The 19,126-nt window shown below is 47.0% G+C and carries 14 protein-coding genes, 2 tRNA genes, 1 rRNA gene and 1 pseudogene; 12 read left to right on the top strand and 6 right to left on the bottom strand.

The genetic code is table 11. The features are described 5' to 3' along the window. Window positions 1-93: 93 nt before the first annotated feature. From ggt to rarD, 4 genes and pseudogenes are all read right to left on the bottom strand, one after another. Window positions 94-1,859, bottom strand: a pseudogene (ggt, locus tag P4S59_RS15605) (gamma-glutamyltransferase). Between the two features lie 98 nt (window positions 1,860-1,957). Then, window positions 1,958-2,629 carry a LysE family translocator gene (locus P4S59_RS15600; RefSeq protein WP_337168614.1) on the bottom strand — a complete coding sequence of 224 codons (672 nt, stop codon included), beginning with the start codon at window positions 2,627-2,629 and terminating at the stop codon, window positions 1,958-1,960. 101 nt (window positions 2,630-2,730) lie between these two features. Further along, window positions 2,731-3,528: an AraC family transcriptional regulator gene (locus P4S59_RS15595; protein ID WP_006743074.1), complete on the bottom strand. Its 798-nt coding sequence runs from the start codon at window positions 3,526-3,528 to the stop codon at window positions 2,731-2,733. A gap of 73 nt (window positions 3,529-3,601) precedes the next feature. Then, on the bottom strand, window positions 3,602-4,519 hold the full coding sequence (gene rarD, locus P4S59_RS15590) for an EamA family transporter RarD (protein WP_005397014.1): 918 nt from the start codon (window positions 4,517-4,519) through the stop codon (window positions 3,602-3,604). A gap of 174 nt (window positions 4,520-4,693) precedes the next feature. Between rarD and recQ the strand changes: the two genes are divergently transcribed. The 3 genes from recQ to P4S59_RS15575 all read left to right on the top strand — a co-directional run bounded on the left by recQ (window position 4,694) and on the right by P4S59_RS15575 (window position 7,795). Further along, window positions 4,694-6,529, top strand: coding sequence for an ATP-dependent DNA helicase RecQ (gene recQ / locus P4S59_RS15585; protein ID WP_005397012.1), 1,836 nt, complete (start codon window positions 4,694-4,696; stop codon window positions 6,527-6,529). A 9-nt stretch (window positions 6,530-6,538) separates the two neighbouring features. Further along, the gene (locus P4S59_RS15580) at window positions 6,539-6,844 is read left to right on the top strand and encodes a DUF3630 family protein (protein ID WP_047010220.1); all 306 of its coding nucleotides are present in this window, start codon (window positions 6,539-6,541) and stop codon (window positions 6,842-6,844) included. 282 nt (window positions 6,845-7,126) lie between these two features. Continuing rightward, window positions 7,127-7,795, top strand: a complete 669-nt coding sequence (locus tag P4S59_RS15575; RefSeq protein WP_005397008.1) for a 7-cyano-7-deazaguanine/7-aminomethyl-7-deazaguanine transporter — start codon at window positions 7,127-7,129, stop codon at window positions 7,793-7,795. 180 nt (window positions 7,796-7,975) lie between these two features. Here P4S59_RS15575 and gppA read toward each other — a convergent pair whose 3' ends face one another. Both gppA and rhlB read right to left on the bottom strand, forming a co-directional pair. After that, window positions 7,976-9,469, bottom strand: coding sequence for a guanosine-5'-triphosphate,3'-diphosphate diphosphatase (gene gppA / locus P4S59_RS15570; RefSeq protein ID WP_046874560.1), 1,494 nt, complete (start codon window positions 9,467-9,469; stop codon window positions 7,976-7,978). A 19-nt stretch (window positions 9,470-9,488) separates the two neighbouring features. Continuing rightward, window positions 9,489-10,808: an ATP-dependent RNA helicase RhlB gene (rhlB, locus tag P4S59_RS15565; protein WP_005397003.1), complete on the bottom strand. Its 1,320-nt coding sequence runs from the start codon at window positions 10,806-10,808 to the stop codon at window positions 9,489-9,491. A gap of 111 nt (window positions 10,809-10,919) precedes the next feature. Here rhlB and trxA point away from each other — a divergent pair, with 111 nt between their 5' ends. From trxA to P4S59_RS15520, 9 genes are all read left to right on the top strand, one after another. Continuing rightward, the gene (gene trxA / locus P4S59_RS15560) at window positions 10,920-11,246 is read left to right on the top strand and encodes a thioredoxin TrxA (protein WP_004745500.1); all 327 of its coding nucleotides are present in this window, start codon (window positions 10,920-10,922) and stop codon (window positions 11,244-11,246) included. Between the two features lie 196 nt (window positions 11,247-11,442). Next, complete coding sequence (gene rho / locus P4S59_RS15555) at window positions 11,443-12,702, top strand: transcription termination factor Rho (RefSeq protein ID WP_005378757.1); 1,260 nt, start codon at window positions 11,443-11,445, stop codon at window positions 12,700-12,702. Window positions 12,703-12,807: 105 nt separating this feature from the next. Beyond that, window positions 12,808-13,800, top strand: coding sequence for a hypothetical protein (locus tag P4S59_RS15550; protein WP_005398448.1), 993 nt, complete (start codon window positions 12,808-12,810; stop codon window positions 13,798-13,800). Between the two features lie 92 nt (window positions 13,801-13,892). Then, window positions 13,893-15,746 (top strand): 4-hydroxy-3-polyprenylbenzoate decarboxylase, encoded by a 1,854-nt coding sequence (gene ubiD / locus P4S59_RS15545; RefSeq protein WP_268980005.1) that lies wholly within the window; start codon window positions 13,893-13,895, stop codon window positions 15,744-15,746. Next, window positions 15,743-16,012, top strand: coding sequence for a 2Fe-2S iron-sulfur cluster-binding protein (locus P4S59_RS15540; protein WP_012841284.1), 270 nt, complete (start codon window positions 15,743-15,745; stop codon window positions 16,010-16,012). The genes ubiD and P4S59_RS15540 overlap by 4 nt, the downstream gene beginning before the upstream one ends. 14 nt (window positions 16,013-16,026) lie before the next feature. After that, entirely contained in the window at window positions 16,027-16,740 is a 714-nt protein-coding gene (gene fre, locus P4S59_RS15535) for an NAD(P)H-flavin reductase (RefSeq protein WP_005398442.1), read from the top strand. A 472-nt stretch (window positions 16,741-17,212) separates the two neighbouring features. Beyond that, window positions 17,213-18,765, top strand: a 16S ribosomal RNA gene (locus tag P4S59_RS15530). Between the two features lie 66 nt (window positions 18,766-18,831). Next, window positions 18,832-18,908, top strand: a tRNA-Ile gene (locus P4S59_RS15525). 45 nt (window positions 18,909-18,953) lie between these two features. Continuing rightward, window positions 18,954-19,029: transfer RNA gene (locus tag P4S59_RS15520), tRNA-Ala, on the top strand. The last annotated feature ends 97 nt before the right edge of the window (window positions 19,030-19,126 follow it).

The raw sequence follows: 19,126 nt of genomic DNA, 5'->3' as shown, positions 1-19,126 counted from the left end.
TATGTTTGTTTGTGGGCTGTTTTACCATTAAAAAAGAGAGGTTTGCTCCACTCCTTGTGAGAGATCTCGCACAAGGAGTCGAGCAAAACAGGCCTATTTGCCGATTGCTGCTCCTTCTCGACGAGGATCTGCGGCACCTTCTAGTCCATCTTTTGTGATGCGTATCGCATGCAGTCCAGAATTCAAATCACGAACATTGGTTTTAAAGCCCATCTTCTCCAGCTCTGGCTGTAAGCCTTCTGCAGCGGTACCTCGCTCAATATCTAAGGTGCCAAAACGGTCGAGTAATCGTGGTTGATTGATTGCTTGTTGGATATTCATATCCCATTGCGTGTGGGCAATGATGGTTTGCGCCACGTAACCGATGATTCGACTGCCACCCGGAGAGCCTATTGCCATGTAAGGTTTGTTATCTTTCATCATAATGGTCGGGGCCATTGAAGATCGTGGACGCTTGCCTGGTTCTATGCGGTTGGCGATTGGGATTCCGTCGTTATGAGTACGGAAAGAAAAATCGGTCAGTTCATTATTGAGCAAGAAGCCACGCACCATTAAGCGCGAGCCAAACGCATTCTCAATGGTGGTCGTCATGGAAACCACATTGCCTTGCTTATCGACGATATTGAAATGGCTGGTGGAAGGGAGTTCAATGGACTCGTCCATGCTTAAGTTCATTGCGTGCGACCACGGAGGATTGCCCGCTTCAACTTTGCTTAGTGCTTTGCCGACTTGGATCAGCTCTGCTCGCTGCTGGAGGTAGCTTTTATCAAGCAAGCCTTGAGTTGGCATCGGCACGTAATCTTGGTCTGCCATGTATTTACCACGGTCAGCAAACGCTAGACGCGATGCATCGGCGAGTACTTGCCAAGATTTAATGCTGTTAGCCCCCCAGCCTTTGAGATCGTACTGTTCAGTGATCGCCAAAATCTGACCAATGGTGAGCGCGCCAGAGCTTGGTGGTCCCATGCCGCAAATGTCATAGCTTTGGTATGCTGCACAAACCGGCTCACGTTGTCTGATTTGGTAGGTATCAAAGTCGGGTTGGGCTAATACACCGGGGTTACCCGGCGCGTTTTGTACCGTCTCGATAATGTCTCTGGCTATGTCCCCATGGTAGAAGGCTTGGGCGCCTTGCTTAGCAATAGCACTCAGCGTTTGTGCGTATTCAGGGTTTTTTAATAGCGTACCTTCGGTTTTTGGCGAGCCATCCGAGTTAAAGAAATAGGCTTTTGTGACTGGAAAGCGTGATAAACGCTCGGCGTCTTTTTCTATCAAGCTTGCTAGGCGAGGACTGACTTTGAATCCTTGCTCCGCAAGCGAGATAACAGGGTGAATGATCTTTTTCCATTCCAGCTTGCCGTATTTCTGGTGAGTATCCCACAATAGTTTCACGGTGCCTGGTGTTGCGACAGAGCGTCCACCAACCACGGCATCGTAGAATTGCAATGGCTGACCGTTCTCATCTAAAAATAGCTTTGGCGTTACGGCGAGGGGGCGGTTTCACGCCCGTCGTAAGTGGTCAGTTTTTGCTTTTCGGTATCCCAATACACTAAGAACGCACCGCCACCAATACCTGATGACTGGGGTTCAACTAAGCCAAGCATCAATTGCACCGCGACCATGGCATCTATCGCATTCCCGCCTTGCTCAAGTACGTCTGCACCCGCTTGGGTCGCCAGTGGGTTAGCAGCGGTAACCATATAATCTTTAGCTTTGACCAGCTGCTTTTGCTCAATGCCAGTGCTGTGCTCTGGTGCGACCGAATCTGCAGCTTGGTTAGCGAAGGCTTGTCCAGTGAAGGTGAAAGGGGAAGTAAGAAAAAGACCCGAGAGTACGAGTCGGTTAAATGTCCATTGCATGATGACTCTCCATGTTGCCAACTAAGGTTATTCAGCTTGGCAGCCACGGAGATAGTCGTCGAGTTTCCTATTAAAGAAATGTCGAGTGTGCGACGCTTTTAAATCAGAGAGTTATCGAGAAAGGAGCGGAAGGTTTGCACTAAAATACTGCTGCCAACTAGGGTAAATACCACACCACATAAACCATCTATATAAATGCCGGCTTGCTGTAATCTTGTTTGCAAGCGCTGCGTTGACAGCATCCATGCAAGGCTAGAAAACCAGAGTAGCGACAAACCAAACAAAATCACCAGAGCAATTCCTTTTCCTGTCACCGACATGCCCACTGGGACAAGGCTCGACATTAAACTCACAAAAAATACTAAGGCTTTGGGGTTGAGAATATTGGTTGCGAACCCCTTGGTAAACGCCTGACGTTTATTACCGATCACAAGGTTACTGTTTTTGCTTGGCTGATCAGAAAGTGGTTTTTTGATCGTCGCGATCACGCCGCGCAGTGCACCGATACCCAAATACAACAGATAGCTGCCCCCAAGCAATTGTAAGACGGAGTAGAGCAGAGGATGCTGGTGAACTAAATAGCTCACCCCCGTTATGCTGAATAAAGAATGCAGCAAAATACCGACTGATAAGCCAAGCGCAATGTATAAGCCAGTTTGACGGCCATGACGGGTGGCATTTTGTACCACAAGCGCAAAATCCGGACCTGGGCTCATTAAGGCAATGAAGTGGATACTGGCAAGCGTTAAAAGGATAGTCGATTCATTCATAACACATCTCAAAACATAGTGGATATGAGCTATTGTCGTGATTCTTATTCGCTAGTGCTTGTAAAAAACTAGCAGTACTGAATACCACAGCGTATGAGATATTAGCGTGCCACTTGTGAAGGCGAGACGCCATAGGTTTGTTTAAACGCTTTACTAAAGTGGGCCTGATCATAAAAACCCACTTGATAGGCGACGTCCGTACCACACCATCCTGCTTGGAGTAGTTTCATTCCTTGCTCTAATCGCAAGCGAGCAAACCAAGCGTAGGGAGTCATACCTGTTTGCGCTTTGAAATGGCGTTGAAATTGCGTGGGGCTCAGTTGACAGAGCTCTGATAGTGCATCTAAACGAACTGTTTGGTCGAGATTCGCCATTAAGTAATCTTTTAAGGTATGCAAAGACTGTTTTCCAAGCGGAACCACTTTTTGCCTCGCGAGTGATCCGTAGCGATCAAAAAGTTGATTAAATCCTTCAAAAGGAAGGCAATCTTTGGTGAGTTGGCTGAGGTTCTCGCGGCGAAGAAGAGCATGCAAGTTACTAAGTTGTGAAAATATCTGTGGATCGGAGATGATCAATTCATTAAAGCGGATTATTTGACCATTTTGACTAAGATCGGCAAGATCGCTGAGTAGGTGCGGCTCGATCGCAAATACATTCACTTCATAGCCACTTTCGAGCTTAGAGTGCCCGTCGTGCAGTTCATCTGGCGGCATAATTACGATTTGCCCATGACCCACTTGATGGCTACAGCCTTGATATTGGAACTTTTGCGTGCCATGCGTGATCAGACCGAGGTGAAAGTCCAGATGATAGTGCCTTTGGAAGGCAAACTTCTGGTATTTCGCCTCGATCAGGCTCAGCTGATCATGGTCGGTTGCGTAGTATTGAATCTGTTCCATTACATACAAAAAAGCTTGGTCACATTATGACCAAGCTTATCTGGCAATTTCTAACTTGTCTTGTAAAAAACGATCACTGTGGCTGAACGATTCGGCGTGAGCGACGGTTGTTGCGCAGTCCATCAAAGCTAAATACGACTAGCGCTCCCCAAATAAAGGCAAAGGTAATCGCTTTATCCATGCTAAAGGGTTCGCCATACATCAGTACTGCAAGTAAGAACATCAAGCTTGGGCCAATGTACTGGAAAAAGCCCAATGTTGATAATTTGAGCCTTGTTGCCGCACCCGTAAAACAAAGTAGGGGCAGTGTGGTAATCACCCCTGCTGCAATCAACAAGCTATTTAATGCTAACGGGTTAGTGAGCATATTCGACGTTGGGGTTTCTGCAATAAACAGCAGATACACGGCGGCGACAGGCAGAAGGAGTAATGTTTCGATAAACAATCCTGTTTTTGCATCGACACTGACTTTCTTCCTTAAGAGGCCATAGAAGCCGAAACTCATTGCTAACGCCATCGCAACAACGGGCACGGAGCCGAATACAATCAATTGGACCAGTACACCACAGCCCGCTAATACGACAGCAAACCATTGCAACTTACGAAGTCGCTCTCCCAAAAAGACCATGCCGAGCAAGACATTGATTAATGGGTTAATGTAATAGCCTAAGCTCGCGTCAAGCATATGATTGGAATTGACCGCCCAGATGAAAATCAGCCAGTTTCCGCCAATTAATACAGAACTTGCGATCAGGTAAGCGATCTTCGTTTTGTCTTTCGCGATGTAGTAAACCGAGCGCCAGTGACGGCCAAAGTGAAGGAGTGCGGCAAGCAAAAAGAAAGACCAAATCACCCGGTGGCTCAGAATCTCCAAAGGGGATACTTGTGCGATGGATTTAAAATACATCGGCGCAATGCCCCACATGGTATAGGCACCAATCGCCAGCAAGATACCTTGCCGAGCGCGTTGTTGTTCGTCTTCTGGTGTCATGAGGTGTCACCTAATTGTGTGTTTATAGAGCAGAAAATCAGTATACGAGTCGTGATGCGAAACACCTAGCAATTTGCGGTTTTATTCACCACGAAACCCCATTACAATGTGCCCTCACTTTGTGTGCCTGGGCATGCAAAAGCATTTCTACGATCACTCAATCTGAGATTATTCATGACCTCAACCTTGCTAGCCGAACAATCAGATACGCCTGTAACGCCTCAACGTGTGTTGGAGGAAGTATTCGGTTACCAGACGTTTCGTGATGGTCAGCAAGAAGTTATTGAAGCCGCTATTGAAGGCAAAGACAGCTTAGTCATCATGCCGACGGGTGGTGGTAAATCTCTCTGTTACCAAATTCCGGCGTTAGTGCGCTCAGGGATTACCTTGGTGATTTCACCGCTGATTTCATTGATGAAAGACCAAGTTGATCAACTGAAAGCCAATGGCGTAGCTGCGGAGTGTGTGAACTCGACCATGAATCGAGAAGAGCTGCTGAGTGTGTATAATCGCATGCACTCTGGTCAGCTTAAGCTAGTGTATGTTTCGCCAGAGCGCGTGTTAATGCGTGACTTTATTGAGCGTTTAGAAAACTTACCCTTATCTATGATCGCCGTGGATGAAGCACATTGTATCTCTCAGTGGGGACATGATTTTCGCCCAGAATACGCGGCGCTAGGTCAGTTAAAGCAACACTTTTCACATGTACCTTTTATGGCACTCACTGCCACCGCCGATGATGCGACGCGTCGTGATATTCTAGAACGCTTACGCTTACATGAGCCTCAGGTGTATCTAGGAAGCTTTGATCGTCCCAACATTCGTTATACCTTGGTGGAAAAGCACAAACCGGTTTCTCAAATCATTCGCTATCTAGCCACCCAAAAGGGAAGCTGCGGCATTATTTACTGCGGCAGTCGTAAGAAAGTTGAAATGGTGACCGAGAAGCTATGCAACAACCATATCCGCGCAGCTGGTTATCATGCAGGGATGGATACTGAAGAGCGAGCTTACGTTCAGGAAGCTTTTCAACGTGATGACATTCAAATCGTCGTTGCGACGGTTGCATTCGGCATGGGTATCAATAAGCCAAACGTGCGCTTTGTTGTGCATTTTGATATTCCACGTAACATCGAGTCCTATTATCAGGAAACCGGTCGAGCAGGGCGAGATGGCCTGCCTGCCGAAGCGATGATGTTGTATGACCCAGCAGACATCAGTTGGTTGCGTCGTATGTTGGATGAAAAAGATGATGGACCGCAGAAGCAGGTAGAAAGCCACAAACTCAATGCGATGAGTGCTTTTGCGGAAGCGCAAACCTGTCGTCGTCAGGTACTGCTCAACTATTTTGGAGAGTATCGCGAAAAGCCGTGTGGTAACTGCGATATCTGCCTGGACCCACCAAAACACTTTGATGCGACCGAAGAAGCGCGCAAAGCGTTGTCGTGTGTTTACCGCGTCAACCAAAGTTTTGGTATGACGTATGTGGTTGAGGTGCTGCGTGGAATGCAAAACATTCGTGTGCGCGAACACGGCCACGATAAAATTTCGACTTACGGCATTGGTCGTGATCACAGCCATGATTACTGGGTGAGTATCTTCCGCCAGTTAATTCATAAAGGGCTGCTATTTCAAAACATCACTCGTAACTCGACGTTGCAATTAACCGAAGAAGCACGTCCATTACTACGTGGTGATGTGTCTTTAGAACTTGCAGTTCCACGTTTAGATACCGCTGCACGTGCCGCGAAGTCGGATAAACTGACCAGCAAAAACTACGATAAGAAGTTGTTTGCCAAACTACGTAAGCTACGTAAGTCGATCGCCGATGAAGATGGTTTACCACCATATGTGGTATTCAGTGATGCGACCTTGATTGATATGGCAGAAATGCTGCCAACGTCATACGGCGAAATGTTAGCGGTTAGTGGCGTTGGTCAACGTAAACTAGAAAAATACGCCGATCCATTCTTGGATTTGATCCAAGAACACATTACTCACCACGGATAAGGAATCTATATGCACAAGGAATTTGGTCTCGCTGATTACATTGTTGAAGAAGGGCGTCTTATTATTACCGCTCCAAGCTTCGACCTCGATACTTTTCCGGCATTGGGTGAGCGTTTGGTTAAATTATTATCTGCGTCTGTGGTAGAAAAACAGTGGGATGCGGATATTCACTCTTGGTTGATCGATTTTGAAGGCTGCCGCTTATTTATGAAAGCGGAGCACTACAGCGAAGCGATTTGGTTTGAAGCGCTAACAATAGAAGAGAGTAGGGAAGAGCTCGACTATTTAGCCGGATTGTTCCAACGCGGCTTCTAAATTCAAGTTATCTATTCTTTAAAGGGTGTTTCACATGAAACACCCTTTCTTATTTTTGCATCAAAGCCCTTGGTTTTGACGTGATGTTCGCGAAGAAACGTTTGCGTATAAAACACCGCTTGTGAGTAAAATTGGTTAATGTATAATCGCCCACCGCTTTACTCTGAATGAGTTAAGCTAGTTTAATCGTCATTTTTTACATTGTTGGTAAGAGTGCTTTTCTCTGTAGAAAACGCTCGATTTGGGTTCCCTCGCCCCCAAACCAAACTAAAAAGGTATCGCATGAGTAACTTTACCCCTGCGCAGCAGCGCAACGCCCTTATCTATCTGGTTTTATTCCACCTAGTCATTATTGCATCCAGCAATTACCTAGTTCAGCTACCGTTTACTATCTTTGGCTTACATACCACCTGGGGTGCATTCACCTTCCCATTTATTTTCCTTGCGACGGATTTAACCGTACGTATTTTCGGTGCTCAGTTGGCGCGTAAGATCATTTTCTTAGTAATGTTGCCTGCTTTGGCTGTCTCTTACTTCTTATCGGTGGTGTTCTTCGAGGGGCAGTTCCAAGGTTTTGGTCACCTAGGGGAATTTAACTTATTCGTTGCTCGTATCGCGATTGCTAGCTTCATGGCGTATCTACTTGGTCAGATTATGGATGTGCACGTGTTCAACCGCCTACGCCAAATGAAACAGTGGTGGGTGGCCCCAACGTGTTCAACGCTTTTTGGTAATGCACTGGATACCATCGCCTTCTTCGCGATTGCGTTCTACCAAAGTCCAGATCCATTTATGGCGGAACATTGGACGGAAATCGCGCTGGTGGACTACGGCTTTAAGTTGGTGATTAGTCTTGGTCTGTTTGTGCCTATGTACGGCGTACTACTGAATTACTTAATTAAGAAGCTAACGGCAGTGAACCCTAACTTTAAAGTCACTACGACGGCATAGTTTTCATCAGTTAATAGCAACAAGGCCGCTTTTAATAGCGGCTTTGTTGTTTCTAAAGCAAATGTACAGCGAAATGAGTATTTAGATCATCGGTGTCTCAAAACTCTATGAGTTGTACATAGGATAATAACGGGTATTAAAAAGGCTCCAAAAGGAGCCTTTGTCATGGGATAACAACCATTAATCAGAGGTAATCGTTAATGGCCAACCGATATCAGTTTGACGGTTGGATTCGATTTCTAGCTCAGCGGCGGTCAACGGGTTGGCCGCTAGCCACTGCGCATCAATGTTTAATGTTAGGTTGTCACCTTCAGCCGTTAATACGACGTTTGGCTCTAAGTTTTGGTTGCGACGGTGAGTCAACAACACCGCTAAGCGCAACAACCGCAGTACGCGCTTGGCACTTGAGCCTGATAACGCGTGTTGCTCAGGCAGTGAGGTGAGTTGTTCTCGATAACGACGGGCAATCTCACCAATAAAGAACTTCTGCGCGCGAGTGTAGCCAGGTAAATCCAAATTCTGGAGTAGGTAAGCACTGTGCTCACCGCCTTTTTTGAAATCGATCGTTAAGCCGATTTCATGCAGCTTTGCGGCGGTTTCAAGCAATATCTTGCCTTGAGGTTCAGTAATCCACTCATCGCCGCCGGCTTGCTCCAACAGTTTGCTTGCCAGTGTCGCAACTTGTTCACCGTATTGGTGATCGAGCTGATAACGATTTTGTACGCTGGCAATTGTGCGAGCACGGATGTCTTCTTGACGTAGCTCTTCAACCATCTCGTAGACTAAGCCTTCACGTAGTGCGCCGCCAGCGAGTGTCATCGCGTCGATTTCCAGTAATTCAAAAACGGCAATCAAAATAGATAGGCCGCTAGGGAACACTAACGCACGTTCAAGCGTTAAGCCTTCAATGTCGAGCTCTTCTAAATGATCGGCTAACATGGCTTGCTTCTGCAGGCGTTTCAATTTGGAGTGAGTGATTACTTCGTCCATACCTTGCGCTAGCATTATCTCTTGCAATGCCTGAACGGTGCCGGATGCGCCAACGCACACATCCCAACCGATTTCAGTATAGCGCTCTAGAATTGGCTGGATTGTCTGCTTCGCGCCTTCAATTGCTGCGTCAAAGTTACGCGCATTCAACTGGCGATCTTTAAAGAAGTTTTCCAGCCAAGTCACACAACCCATTTTTAAACTGGTCAGTGCTTTGGCTTCGAAACCTTCACCGATGATGAGCTCGGTACTTGCGCCACCGATATCGACAACAAGACGGCGACCGCTGCCTCCAGAAGTGTGTGCGACACCTTTATAGATAGTGGCCGCTTCTTCTTCACCGGAGATAACGTCGATTGGTTGACCAAGAATCTGGTTCGCTTTCTCCAGAAACACATCTACATTCGTGGCGGTACGTAAAGTGGCTGTGCCTACAATACGAATGTTTTGTTTAGGAATGTCCTGCAAGCGTTCCGCAAATAGACTTAAGCAGTCCCATCCTCGCTGCATAGCTTCCATACTAAGAGAATTATGTTCATCTAGGCCCGCGGCTAGACGAACCTTGCGCTTAATTTTAGCCATTGTTTGAACGCTGCCATCGATATGACGCACAACGAGCATGTGAAAACTGTTCGACCCGAGGTCGATGGCGGCGTATAGCGGCGATGATCCTGCTTGACTCATAAACGAACTCAGTTTCCTTTTACGATTGTTTTGGTGCCGACTGACGTGGTTGGCGTGGACGACGTCCTTGCGGCTTGCGGTTACCTGAACCTGAACGAGTTCCGCCAGTATTCGTACGACGCTGTTGGTTGCGTGGCGCACGCATACGAATTGGCGCTGGCAGATCTTGGATCAGCGCTGACGAATCGTATTCTGAAACTGGGATAGTGTGCTCAATGTATTCTTCGATTGCAGGCAGGTTAATTGCGTACTCTTCACAAGCAAAACTGATCGAGTGGCCGCTTGCACCAGCACGACCGGTACGGCCAATACGGTGAACGTAATCTTCACAGTCGTCAGGAAGGTCGTAGTTGAAAACGTGCGTCACTTGAGGAATATGCAGACCACGCGCAGCAACGTCAGTTGCAACAAGAATGTCGACATCGCCTTTGGTGAATTGCTCAAGAATCTTTTCACGTTTCTTCTGCGGTACATCACCAGTAAGAAGACCGACACGGTGTCCATCGGCGGCCAAGTGACCCCAAACCGATTCACACTTGTGTTTCGTGTTCGCAAAAATGATGGCGCGATCTGGCCATTCTTCTTCAATCAAAGTTTGAAGGAGGGCCATTTTATCTTCGTTAGAAGGGTAGAAAAGTTCTTCCTGAATGCGGTGACCAGTTTTCTGTTCTGGCTCTACCACAACATGCTCAGGGGTGTTCATGTGCTCAAATGCCAGTTCTTGAACACGGTAAGAAAGCGTCGCTGAGAACAGCATGTTCAAACGCTCTTTTGGTTCAGGCATACGACGGAACAAGAAGCGAATGTCTTTAATAAAGCCAAGATCGAACATGCGGTCGGCTTCATCCAGAACAACGGCTTGAATGTTGTTAAGGTTGAATACGCGCTGTTTGTAGAAATCGATGATACGACCTGTCGTACCAATCAGAATATCGACACCATCTTGCAGCTTATTCAATTGCTTATCGTAGCTTTCACCACCGTAAGCCAAAGCGGTTTTTAGACCAGTGCTCTCAGTTAATGCTTCTGCATCATTGTAAATCTGAATAGCAAGCTCACGTGTTGGCGCCATAATGATTGCGCGTGGCTGCGTAGGTTTACGACCTTCATGCTCCGGTGTCGTCAGAAGGTGGTTGAATGTAGCAGTAAGAAACGCGAGCGTTTTACCAGTACCCGTTTGGGCCTGGCCTGCGATGTCTTGGCCGGTGAGCAGGACCGGCAACGCCAAGGCTTGGATAGGGGTACAAAATTCGAACCCTTTTTTGTCCAATCCTTCAATAACTTGGGGCTTTAAGCCCAAATCGGCGAACTTTTGCTCTGTGATATGCGTCTTTTTCATGGCTATAGAATATCAGCTAAAGCTTGCAATACGAAAGTAAATACATTCCAATAGGGCATCTAATTACTGGTTATCATCCAACCAGTTTCGAAAAACACATTGGAGTGGAAGATGAGTGATAAGATTTTGCAGCTAACTGATGACGGTTTTGAAAACGATGTAATCAACGCTGCAGGCCCGGTTCTAGTGGATTTCTGGGCAGAATGGTGTGGTCCTTGTAAAATGATCGCTCCTATTCTGGATGAAATCGCAGACGAGTACGAAGGCAAACTCACTATCGGTAAACTAAACATCGACCATAACGCAGGTACACCACCTAAGTTTGGTATTCGCGGCATTCCAACGCTACTGCTATTCAAAGACGGCAACGTAGCGGCAACGAAAGTTGGTGCTCTGTCTAAAACTCAACTAAAAGAGTTTTTGGACGCAAACTTATAATCACCAAGTGATTACAGATAAAACCGTGCAAAGTAACAACGCACGGTTTTGTTTTTCTAACTCTGGACTAGAATACTAATTAGTGCTAACTTATCGCGCGTTAATTGAACAAATTTCTCTTCTTGGTCGATCCTGAGACCAAATCCATCTTAACTAGAAAACAGATCTTATTTTGACTAAACAAGAATCCACCACCATGAACCTTACCGAACTGAAGAACAGACCTGTGTCTGACCTTGTAAAACTGGGCGAAAGCTTAGGATTAGAGAACCTAGCTCGCTTAAGAAAACAAGACATCATCTTCGCGATTTTAAAAGCGCACGCTAAAGGCGGCGAAGACATCTTTGGCGATGGGGTTCTGGAAATTCTGCAAGACGGCTTTGGTTTCCTACGCAGTGCAGATAGTTCATACCTTGCGGGTCCGGACGATATCTACGTATCACCAAGTCAGATTCGTCGCTTTAACCTACGTACTGGTGACTCTATCGCTGGTAAAATTCGTCCACCAAAAGACGGTGAACGTTACTTTGCCCTTCTAAAAGTCAATACCGTTAACGACGACAAACCAGACAACGCTCGTAACAAGATCCTATTTGAAAACCTTACCCCTCTACATGCAAATGAACGCATGGTAATGGAGCGTGGTAACGGTTCTACAGAAGACATCACAGCACGTGTTTTAGATTTGGCATCGCCTATCGGTAAAGGCCAACGTGGTCTGATTGTTGCTCCGCCAAAAGCGGGTAAGACAATGCTTCTGCAAAATATTGCTCAAAGCATCGCATACAACCACCCAGAGTGTGAGTTGATGGTACTTCTTATCGACGAACGTCCAGAAGAAGTAACAGAGATGCAGCGTCTAGTTAAAGGTGAAGTAGTCGCGTCGACTTTCGATGAGCCAGCATCTCGTCACGTACAAGTAGCGGAAATGGTAATCGAGAAAGCAAAACGTCTTGTTGAACACAAGAAAGACGTGGTTATCTTGCTTGACTCTATCACTCGTCTCGCTCGTGCTTACAACACCGTAGTACCTTCATCAGGTAAAGTACTGACAGGTGGTGTGGATGCAAACGCACTACACCGTCCTAAGCGTTTCTTCGGTGCGGCACGTAACGTTGAAGAGGGTGGTAGCCTAACTATCATCGCAACAGCACTAGTTGATACTGGTTCTAAGATGGATGAAGTTATCTACGAAGAGTTCAAGGGTACAGGTAACATGGAACTGCACTTGAACCGTAAGATTGCTGAGAAGCGTGTATTCCCTGCGATTGACTTCAACCGTTCAGGTACACGTCGTGAAGAGCTGCTGACGAAGACTGATGAACTACAGAAAATGTGGATTCTGCGTAAGATCGTTCACCCAATGGGCGAAATCGACGCAATGGAGTTCCTCATTGATAAGCTAGCGATGACGAAGACCAACGATGAGTTCTTCGATGCGATGCGTCGTCAGTAATAGCTGAGTCCTTATTCTAAAAAAGCCACCGTTAACGGTGGCTTTTTTGTTGCTTTCTCCCGATGGAAGCATCAGAATGAGGAGAAATGTTATCGGGAGGTTAACATGCAACAAGGAATGTTGTCGTCATTACTCCTGAGCTTGTCACTTATCACACTACCCGCGACGTTATCTGCCAAGGAAATGCAGGAGTCTGTAGTAGAACAGTGGCTTCAGGATACTCAAATACAGGCTAAAGTCTCTGAACTGCTTGATTACGTTGTCAGGGATGAGGTCGACTCGCTTAAATTTGCCCTTGATCGACTAGCTTTACCTCAACAAGAGGTCGTGCGTTTTCGGTTATTGGAAAAGCTTGAGAAGCAAGATGTGATTCTCACGCCTAGAATGGCTCTGTTTGTTGAGTCTCAGATCCGTATGACTCCTACTTATCAGGTTCTAGAGCGAGGGGACGGGTATGAGTTTAGTGTGCCTGCCTTTAACTTTCCTGCCATTGCGAGCCGCTTGATTAAGCGTTGGAAGCAAGACCAAAGTACCTTGGACTTTGTACTACAAGCTGAGCGGAAAGAGCTCGACTTAAAGCAATGGCTTACAGGGCAATCTCAACAAGCTCAAGCGCGTGAAGCACTTTTGATTCGAGAGTTGGACAGCTTATCACCGCATGCGCTTGCCGCATTAACCACTCAGTTAACCAAAGCGAATGTGACCAGTTGGCTACCATCGACAGCCGTGATCGTGAGATTAGCGCAAGTAAGTCAAGATGAGGAAGTGTACAACTTACTCTGGCGGATGAGAGCGGATTACAACAGCCAGTCCGAACTCGAGCGTTTAGCTACGGTTGGGGACGTTTTTTCAATTCAGCAATTGATGAACTCCACCGTCAATCCGTCACTCAAACCAGAAGCCATTAGTCTACTCACAAAATCCAACCCTTTATCTCCGCAAGTGAAACAGTTTCTAGTGAGCAAAATGGCACTATCGGAAGAAGCTACCATGGTCGCTCGAGAGCTGGCGCAGCAAGGGCATCAAACCTGGTTGGAAGAGTTAGTCTCTAACAACCATCAAGTGAAGACCCGGCAGATAGAGCAAGTATTAAAGTAATCTGGCTCACATACCCACACAAAATAGGAGGATCTTAGCGTCCTCCTATTTGTTATACTGCGGACAGTTTAATCAGCCAGTCATGAAGGCCTATGAGTTTTAAGGATTTACGCGAATTTATCGACCACCTAGAACAGAAAGGTCGACTTAAACGCATTGCTCACCCCGTCGACCCCGCTTACGAAATGACAGAAATCAGTGACCGCACCTTGCGTGCTGGTGGACCTGCGCTGTTGTTTGAGAACCCAATTGGCTACGACGTACCTGTTTTGACCAACCTATTTGGTACACCAGAGCGTGTCGCGATTGGTATGGGACGTGAAGATGTTAAAGAATTAAGAGAAGTCGGTAAGCTGCTGGCTTATTTGAAAGAACCTGAGCCACCAAAAGGCTTCAAAGACGCATTGGAAAAATTGCCAGTGTTCAAGCAAGTATTGAACATGCCAGCCAAGCGCTTAAGAAAAGCATCGTGCCAAGAGATTGTGTGGCAAGGTGATGAAGTCGACTTGGACAAAATCCCGGTAATGAGTTGCTGGGCGGAAGACGTTGCACCACTGCTTACGTGGGGCTTAACCGTGACCAAAGGTCCAAACAAGAAACGTCAGAACCTAGGTATTTACCGCCAACAGAAAATCGCCAAGAACAAAATCATAATGCGTTGGTTAGCTCATCGTGGTGGTGCGCTTGACCTACGTGATTGGATGGAAACCAATCCAGGTAAACCTTTCCCAGTTTCGGTTGCGTTTGGTGCAGACCCCGCAACCATTCTTGGCGCAGTAACGCCAGTGCCAGATACGTTATCGGAATACGCATTTGCAGGTTTACTACGTGGCAGCAAAACTGAAGTCGTGAAGTCAGTTAGTAATGATTTGGAAGTGCCAGCGAGCGCTGAAATCGTGATGGAAGGCTATATCGACCCGAACGAGTTTGCTGATGAAGGTCCTTATGGCGATCACACTGGCTACTACAACGAAAAAGAAAAGCACCACGTGTTTACCATTACGCACATTACCATGCGTAAAGACCCAATCTACCACAGTACCTACACAGGCCGTCCGCCAGATGAACCAGCTGTATTGGGTGTGGCATTAAACGAAGTCTTTGTGCCGATTCTGCAAAAGCAGTTCCCAGAAATTGAAGACTTCTATCTACCGCCAGAAGGTTGTTCGTACCGAATGGCAGTCGTCACCATGAAGAAGCAGTACCCAGGACATGCCAAGCGCGTAATGATGGGCGTGTGGTCTTTCTTACGTCAATTCATGTACACCAAGTTTGTTATTGTGTGCGATGAATCGGTAAATGCACGAGATTGGAATGATGTCGTGAAAGCCATGTCAGAGCATATGGACCCAGTACGTGATACCTTGATGATAGATAACACGCCAATCGACTCGCTCGACTTTGCTTCACCTGTGGTCGGTCTTGGCTCCAAGATGGGTTTAGATGCGACCATTAAATGGGATGCTGAACTCGCGACACGAACCAAGGTTACTGAGCGTGACAATAAAGCGATTAACGAAGCGGATCTGGATGCATTAAAACAGCAACGTCCTGAGATTGTTGATGTCTATCTACCAGCCACAGCAAACAACCAATTTGCTGTTGTGACCATGAAGAAAGACCAAGCCGGTCAATCTCAAGAATTGATGGAATATTTATGGGGTTTCTTTGCTCAGTACGCGGATAACAAATTCATTATCTTGTGCGACGATGACGTCAATGCACGAGATTGGAATGACATCATTTGGGCTGTGACAACTCGAATGGACCCAGATAGAGACACAACTCAAGTGCGTGGTAATACTGAGAGTTCATCCAAATTAGGATTGGATGCGACCAACAAGTTCGAATCTGAAGTCACGCGCGAGTGGGGTACGCCTATCAAAAAAGATCCTAAACTTGTGGCTAAAGTCGATGAGATTTGGGACCAGTTAGGTATTCTATGAGTCATCAAGTCCACCTTCTACCAATGGACGTTACGTTTCCAGTAAAAGAAGGGGAGACGGTGTTGGAAGCTGCGCTCAACAACAATATTCGCTTCCCTCACCGTTGCCAAGTTGGCGCTTGCGCCATGTGCATGTGTAAAAAGCTAACGGGCGAGGTGAATTACCACCTCGAACCGATGCTAACCGAAAAAGAGCAACAGCAAGGTTGGATATTCCCTTGCCAAGCCTATACAGAAAGTAATTTAGTGCTTACTTTTGATGAGTAAGCGAGAGGAACACCATGACCATCCAATGTAAAGTAAAGTCTATTCAGCCGTTAGCTTGTAATACTTACCAAATCCTTCTTCACCCAGAATCACCAGTGCCTTTTAAAGCGGGTCAGTACCTGATGGTAGTGATGGGTGAAAAAGACAAACGTCCTTTCTCTATCGCGAGCAGCCCTTGCCGTCATGAAGGTGAACTTGAACTGCACATCGGTGCGGCGGAACACAACGCTTACGCTCAAGAAGTTGTCGAAGCAATGCAAGCGGCGCTTGAAACTGATGGTCAGATTGAAATTGATGCCCCGCATGGTGATGCTTGGGTTCAAGAAGAAAGTGAACGTCCACTATTATTAATTGCTGGTGGTACAGGTTTTAGTTACGTGCGCTCGATTCTGGATCACTGCGTAGCGCAGAATAAAACCAACCCTATCTATCTATATTGGGGGGCGCGTGATAACTGCCAACTTTATGCAAAAGAAGAACTGGTCGAGATCGCCGATAAGTTTACTAACGTTCACTTTGTTCCAGTAGTAGAAGAAGCACCTGCTGATTGGCAAGGTAAGGTTGGTAACGTGCTACAAGCGGTGAGTGAAGATTTCGAAAGCTTAGAAAACTACGATATCTATATTGCAGGTCGTTTCGAAATGGCTGGAGCAGCACGTGAACAGTTCACTCAGAACAAGAAAGCGAAGAGCGAACGTATGTTCGCAGACGCGTACGCATTCATTTAAATACGACTTTTGAGGCTGAAAAAGAGGGTTTTTTACCCTCTTTTTTGCTTTTTTGATGAAATAGTCATCGAACAGTCAGTTTTTTCCATTTTTTTCCAAAAAAGGGTTGCGAACGGATCTGAGTTCCCTATAATGCGCATCCACCGACACGGCAGACGCGATAAGGCTTCAGCAGAGTCGGAGAGGTAAAAAGCTTCTACGAAAATAAAATTGAAAAAGTGTTTGACACTGTCAATTAAATCGCTAGAATGCACCTCCGCTTTGAGAGAAAAGCTTCTCGCAAAGCAAGCTCTTTAACAATATAGACCTATCAATCTGTGTGGGCACTCGTTGATGATAATCCAAATAGTTTCTTCGGAAACAATTTAGGTTTCAATGAAACGAAGTGACCATTGAATCTTCGGATTCAGCACAGTCAATTCAAACATTACTTTATGTAATGTTCAGTATTCATTGAGCCGAACAAAATCTTAAATTGAAGAGTTTGATCATGGCTCAGATTGAACGCTGGCGGCAGGCCTAACACATGCAAGTCGAGCGGAAACGAGTTATCTGAACCTTCGGGGAACGATAACGGCGTCGAGCGGCGGACGGGTGAGTAATGCCTAGGAAATTGCCCTGATGTGGGGGATAACCATTGGAAACGATGGCTAATACCGCATGATGCCTACGGGCCAAAGAGGGGGACCTTCGGGCCTCTCGCGTCAGGATATGCCTAGGTGGGATTAGCTAGTTGGTGAGGTAAGGGCTCACCAAGGCGACGATCCCTAGCTGGTCTGAGAGGATGATCAGCCACACTGGAACTGAGACACGGTCCAGACTCCTACGGGAGGCAGCAGTGGGGAATATTGCACAATGGGCGCAAGCCTGATGCAGCCATGCCGCGTGTATGAAGAAGGCCTTCGGGTTGTAAAGTACTTTCAGTCGTGAGGAAGGCGGCGTCGTTAATAGCGGCGTTGTTTGACGTTAGCGACAGAAGAAGCACCGGCTAACTCCGTGCCAGCAGCCGCGGTAATACGGAGGGTGCGAGCGTTAATCGGAATTACTGGGCGTAAAGCGCATGCAGGTGGTTTGTTAAGTCAGATGTGAAAGCCCGGGGCTCAACCTCGGAATAGCATTTGAAACTGGCAGACTAGAGTACTGTAGAGGGGGGTAGAATTTCAGGTGTAGCGGTGAAATGCGTAGAGATCTGAAGGAATACCGGTGGCGAAGGCGGCCCCCTGGACAGATACTGACACTCAGATGCGAAAGCGTGGGGAGCAAACAGGATTAGATACCCTGGTAGTCCACGCCGTAAACGATGTCTACTTGGAGGTTGTGGCCTTGAGCCGTGGCTTTCGGAGCTAACGCGTTAAGTAGACCGCCTGGGGAGTACGGTCGCAAGATTAAAACTCAAATGAATTGACGGGGGCCCGCACAAGCGGTGGAGCATGTGGTTTAATTCGATGCAACGCGAAGAACCTTACCTACTCTTGACATCCAGAGAACTTTCCAGAGATGGATTGGTGCCTTCGGGAACTCTGAGACAGGTGCTGCATGGCTGTCGTCAGCTCGTGTTGTGAAATGTTGGGTTAAGTCCCGCAACGAGCGCAACCCTTATCCTTGTTTGCCAGCGAGTAATGTCGGGAACTCCAGGGAGACTGCCGGTGATAAACCGGAGGAAGGTGGGGACGACGTCAAGTCATCATGGCCCTTACGAGTAGGGCTACACACGTGCTACAATGGCGCATACAGAGGGCGGCCAACTTGCGAAAGTGAGCGAATCCCAAAAAGTGCGTCGTAGTCCGGATTGGAGTCTGCAACTCGACTCCATGAAGTCGGAATCGCTAGTAATCGTGGATCAGAATGCCACGGTGAATACGTTCCCGGGCCTTGTACACACCGCCCGTCACACCATGGGAGTGGGCTGCAAAAGAAGTAGGTAGTTTAACCTTCGGGGGGACGCTTACCACTTTGTGGTTCATGACTGGGGTGAAGTCGTAACAAGGTAGCGCTAGGGGAACCTGGCGCTGGATCACCTCCTTAAACGATGATTATTGCGATGAGTGTTCACACAGATTGATACGGTTTATAAAGTAAAGAGACGATACTGGGTCTGTAGCTCAGGTGGTTAGAGCGTTCGCCTGATAAGCGAGAGGTCGGTGGTTCGAGTCCACTCAGACCCACCAATTTCCTTCCCAAGAAATTGGCATACAGTATCGACACACCTTGATGGGGCTATAGCTCAGCTGGGAGAGCGCCTGCCTTGCACGCAGGAGGTCTGCGGTTCGATCCCGCATAGCTCCACCATCTTTAAGTGTTCTTGAAAAAGAATCTTTAAAAATGGTTTTCATCAGAAAATCTAGCTCTTTAACAATTTGGAAAGCTGACAAAACAACAATTTATT

Origin of the sequence: Vibrio sp. M60_M70, from assembly GCF_037162085.1 — a bacterium.
In the GTDB taxonomy this organism is placed as follows: Bacteria; Pseudomonadota; Gammaproteobacteria; order Enterobacterales; family Vibrionaceae; genus Vibrio; species Vibrio diabolicus.
The sequence above is the reverse complement of the archived record's forward strand: the minus strand, read 5'-3'. Positions and strand labels throughout refer to the sequence as shown.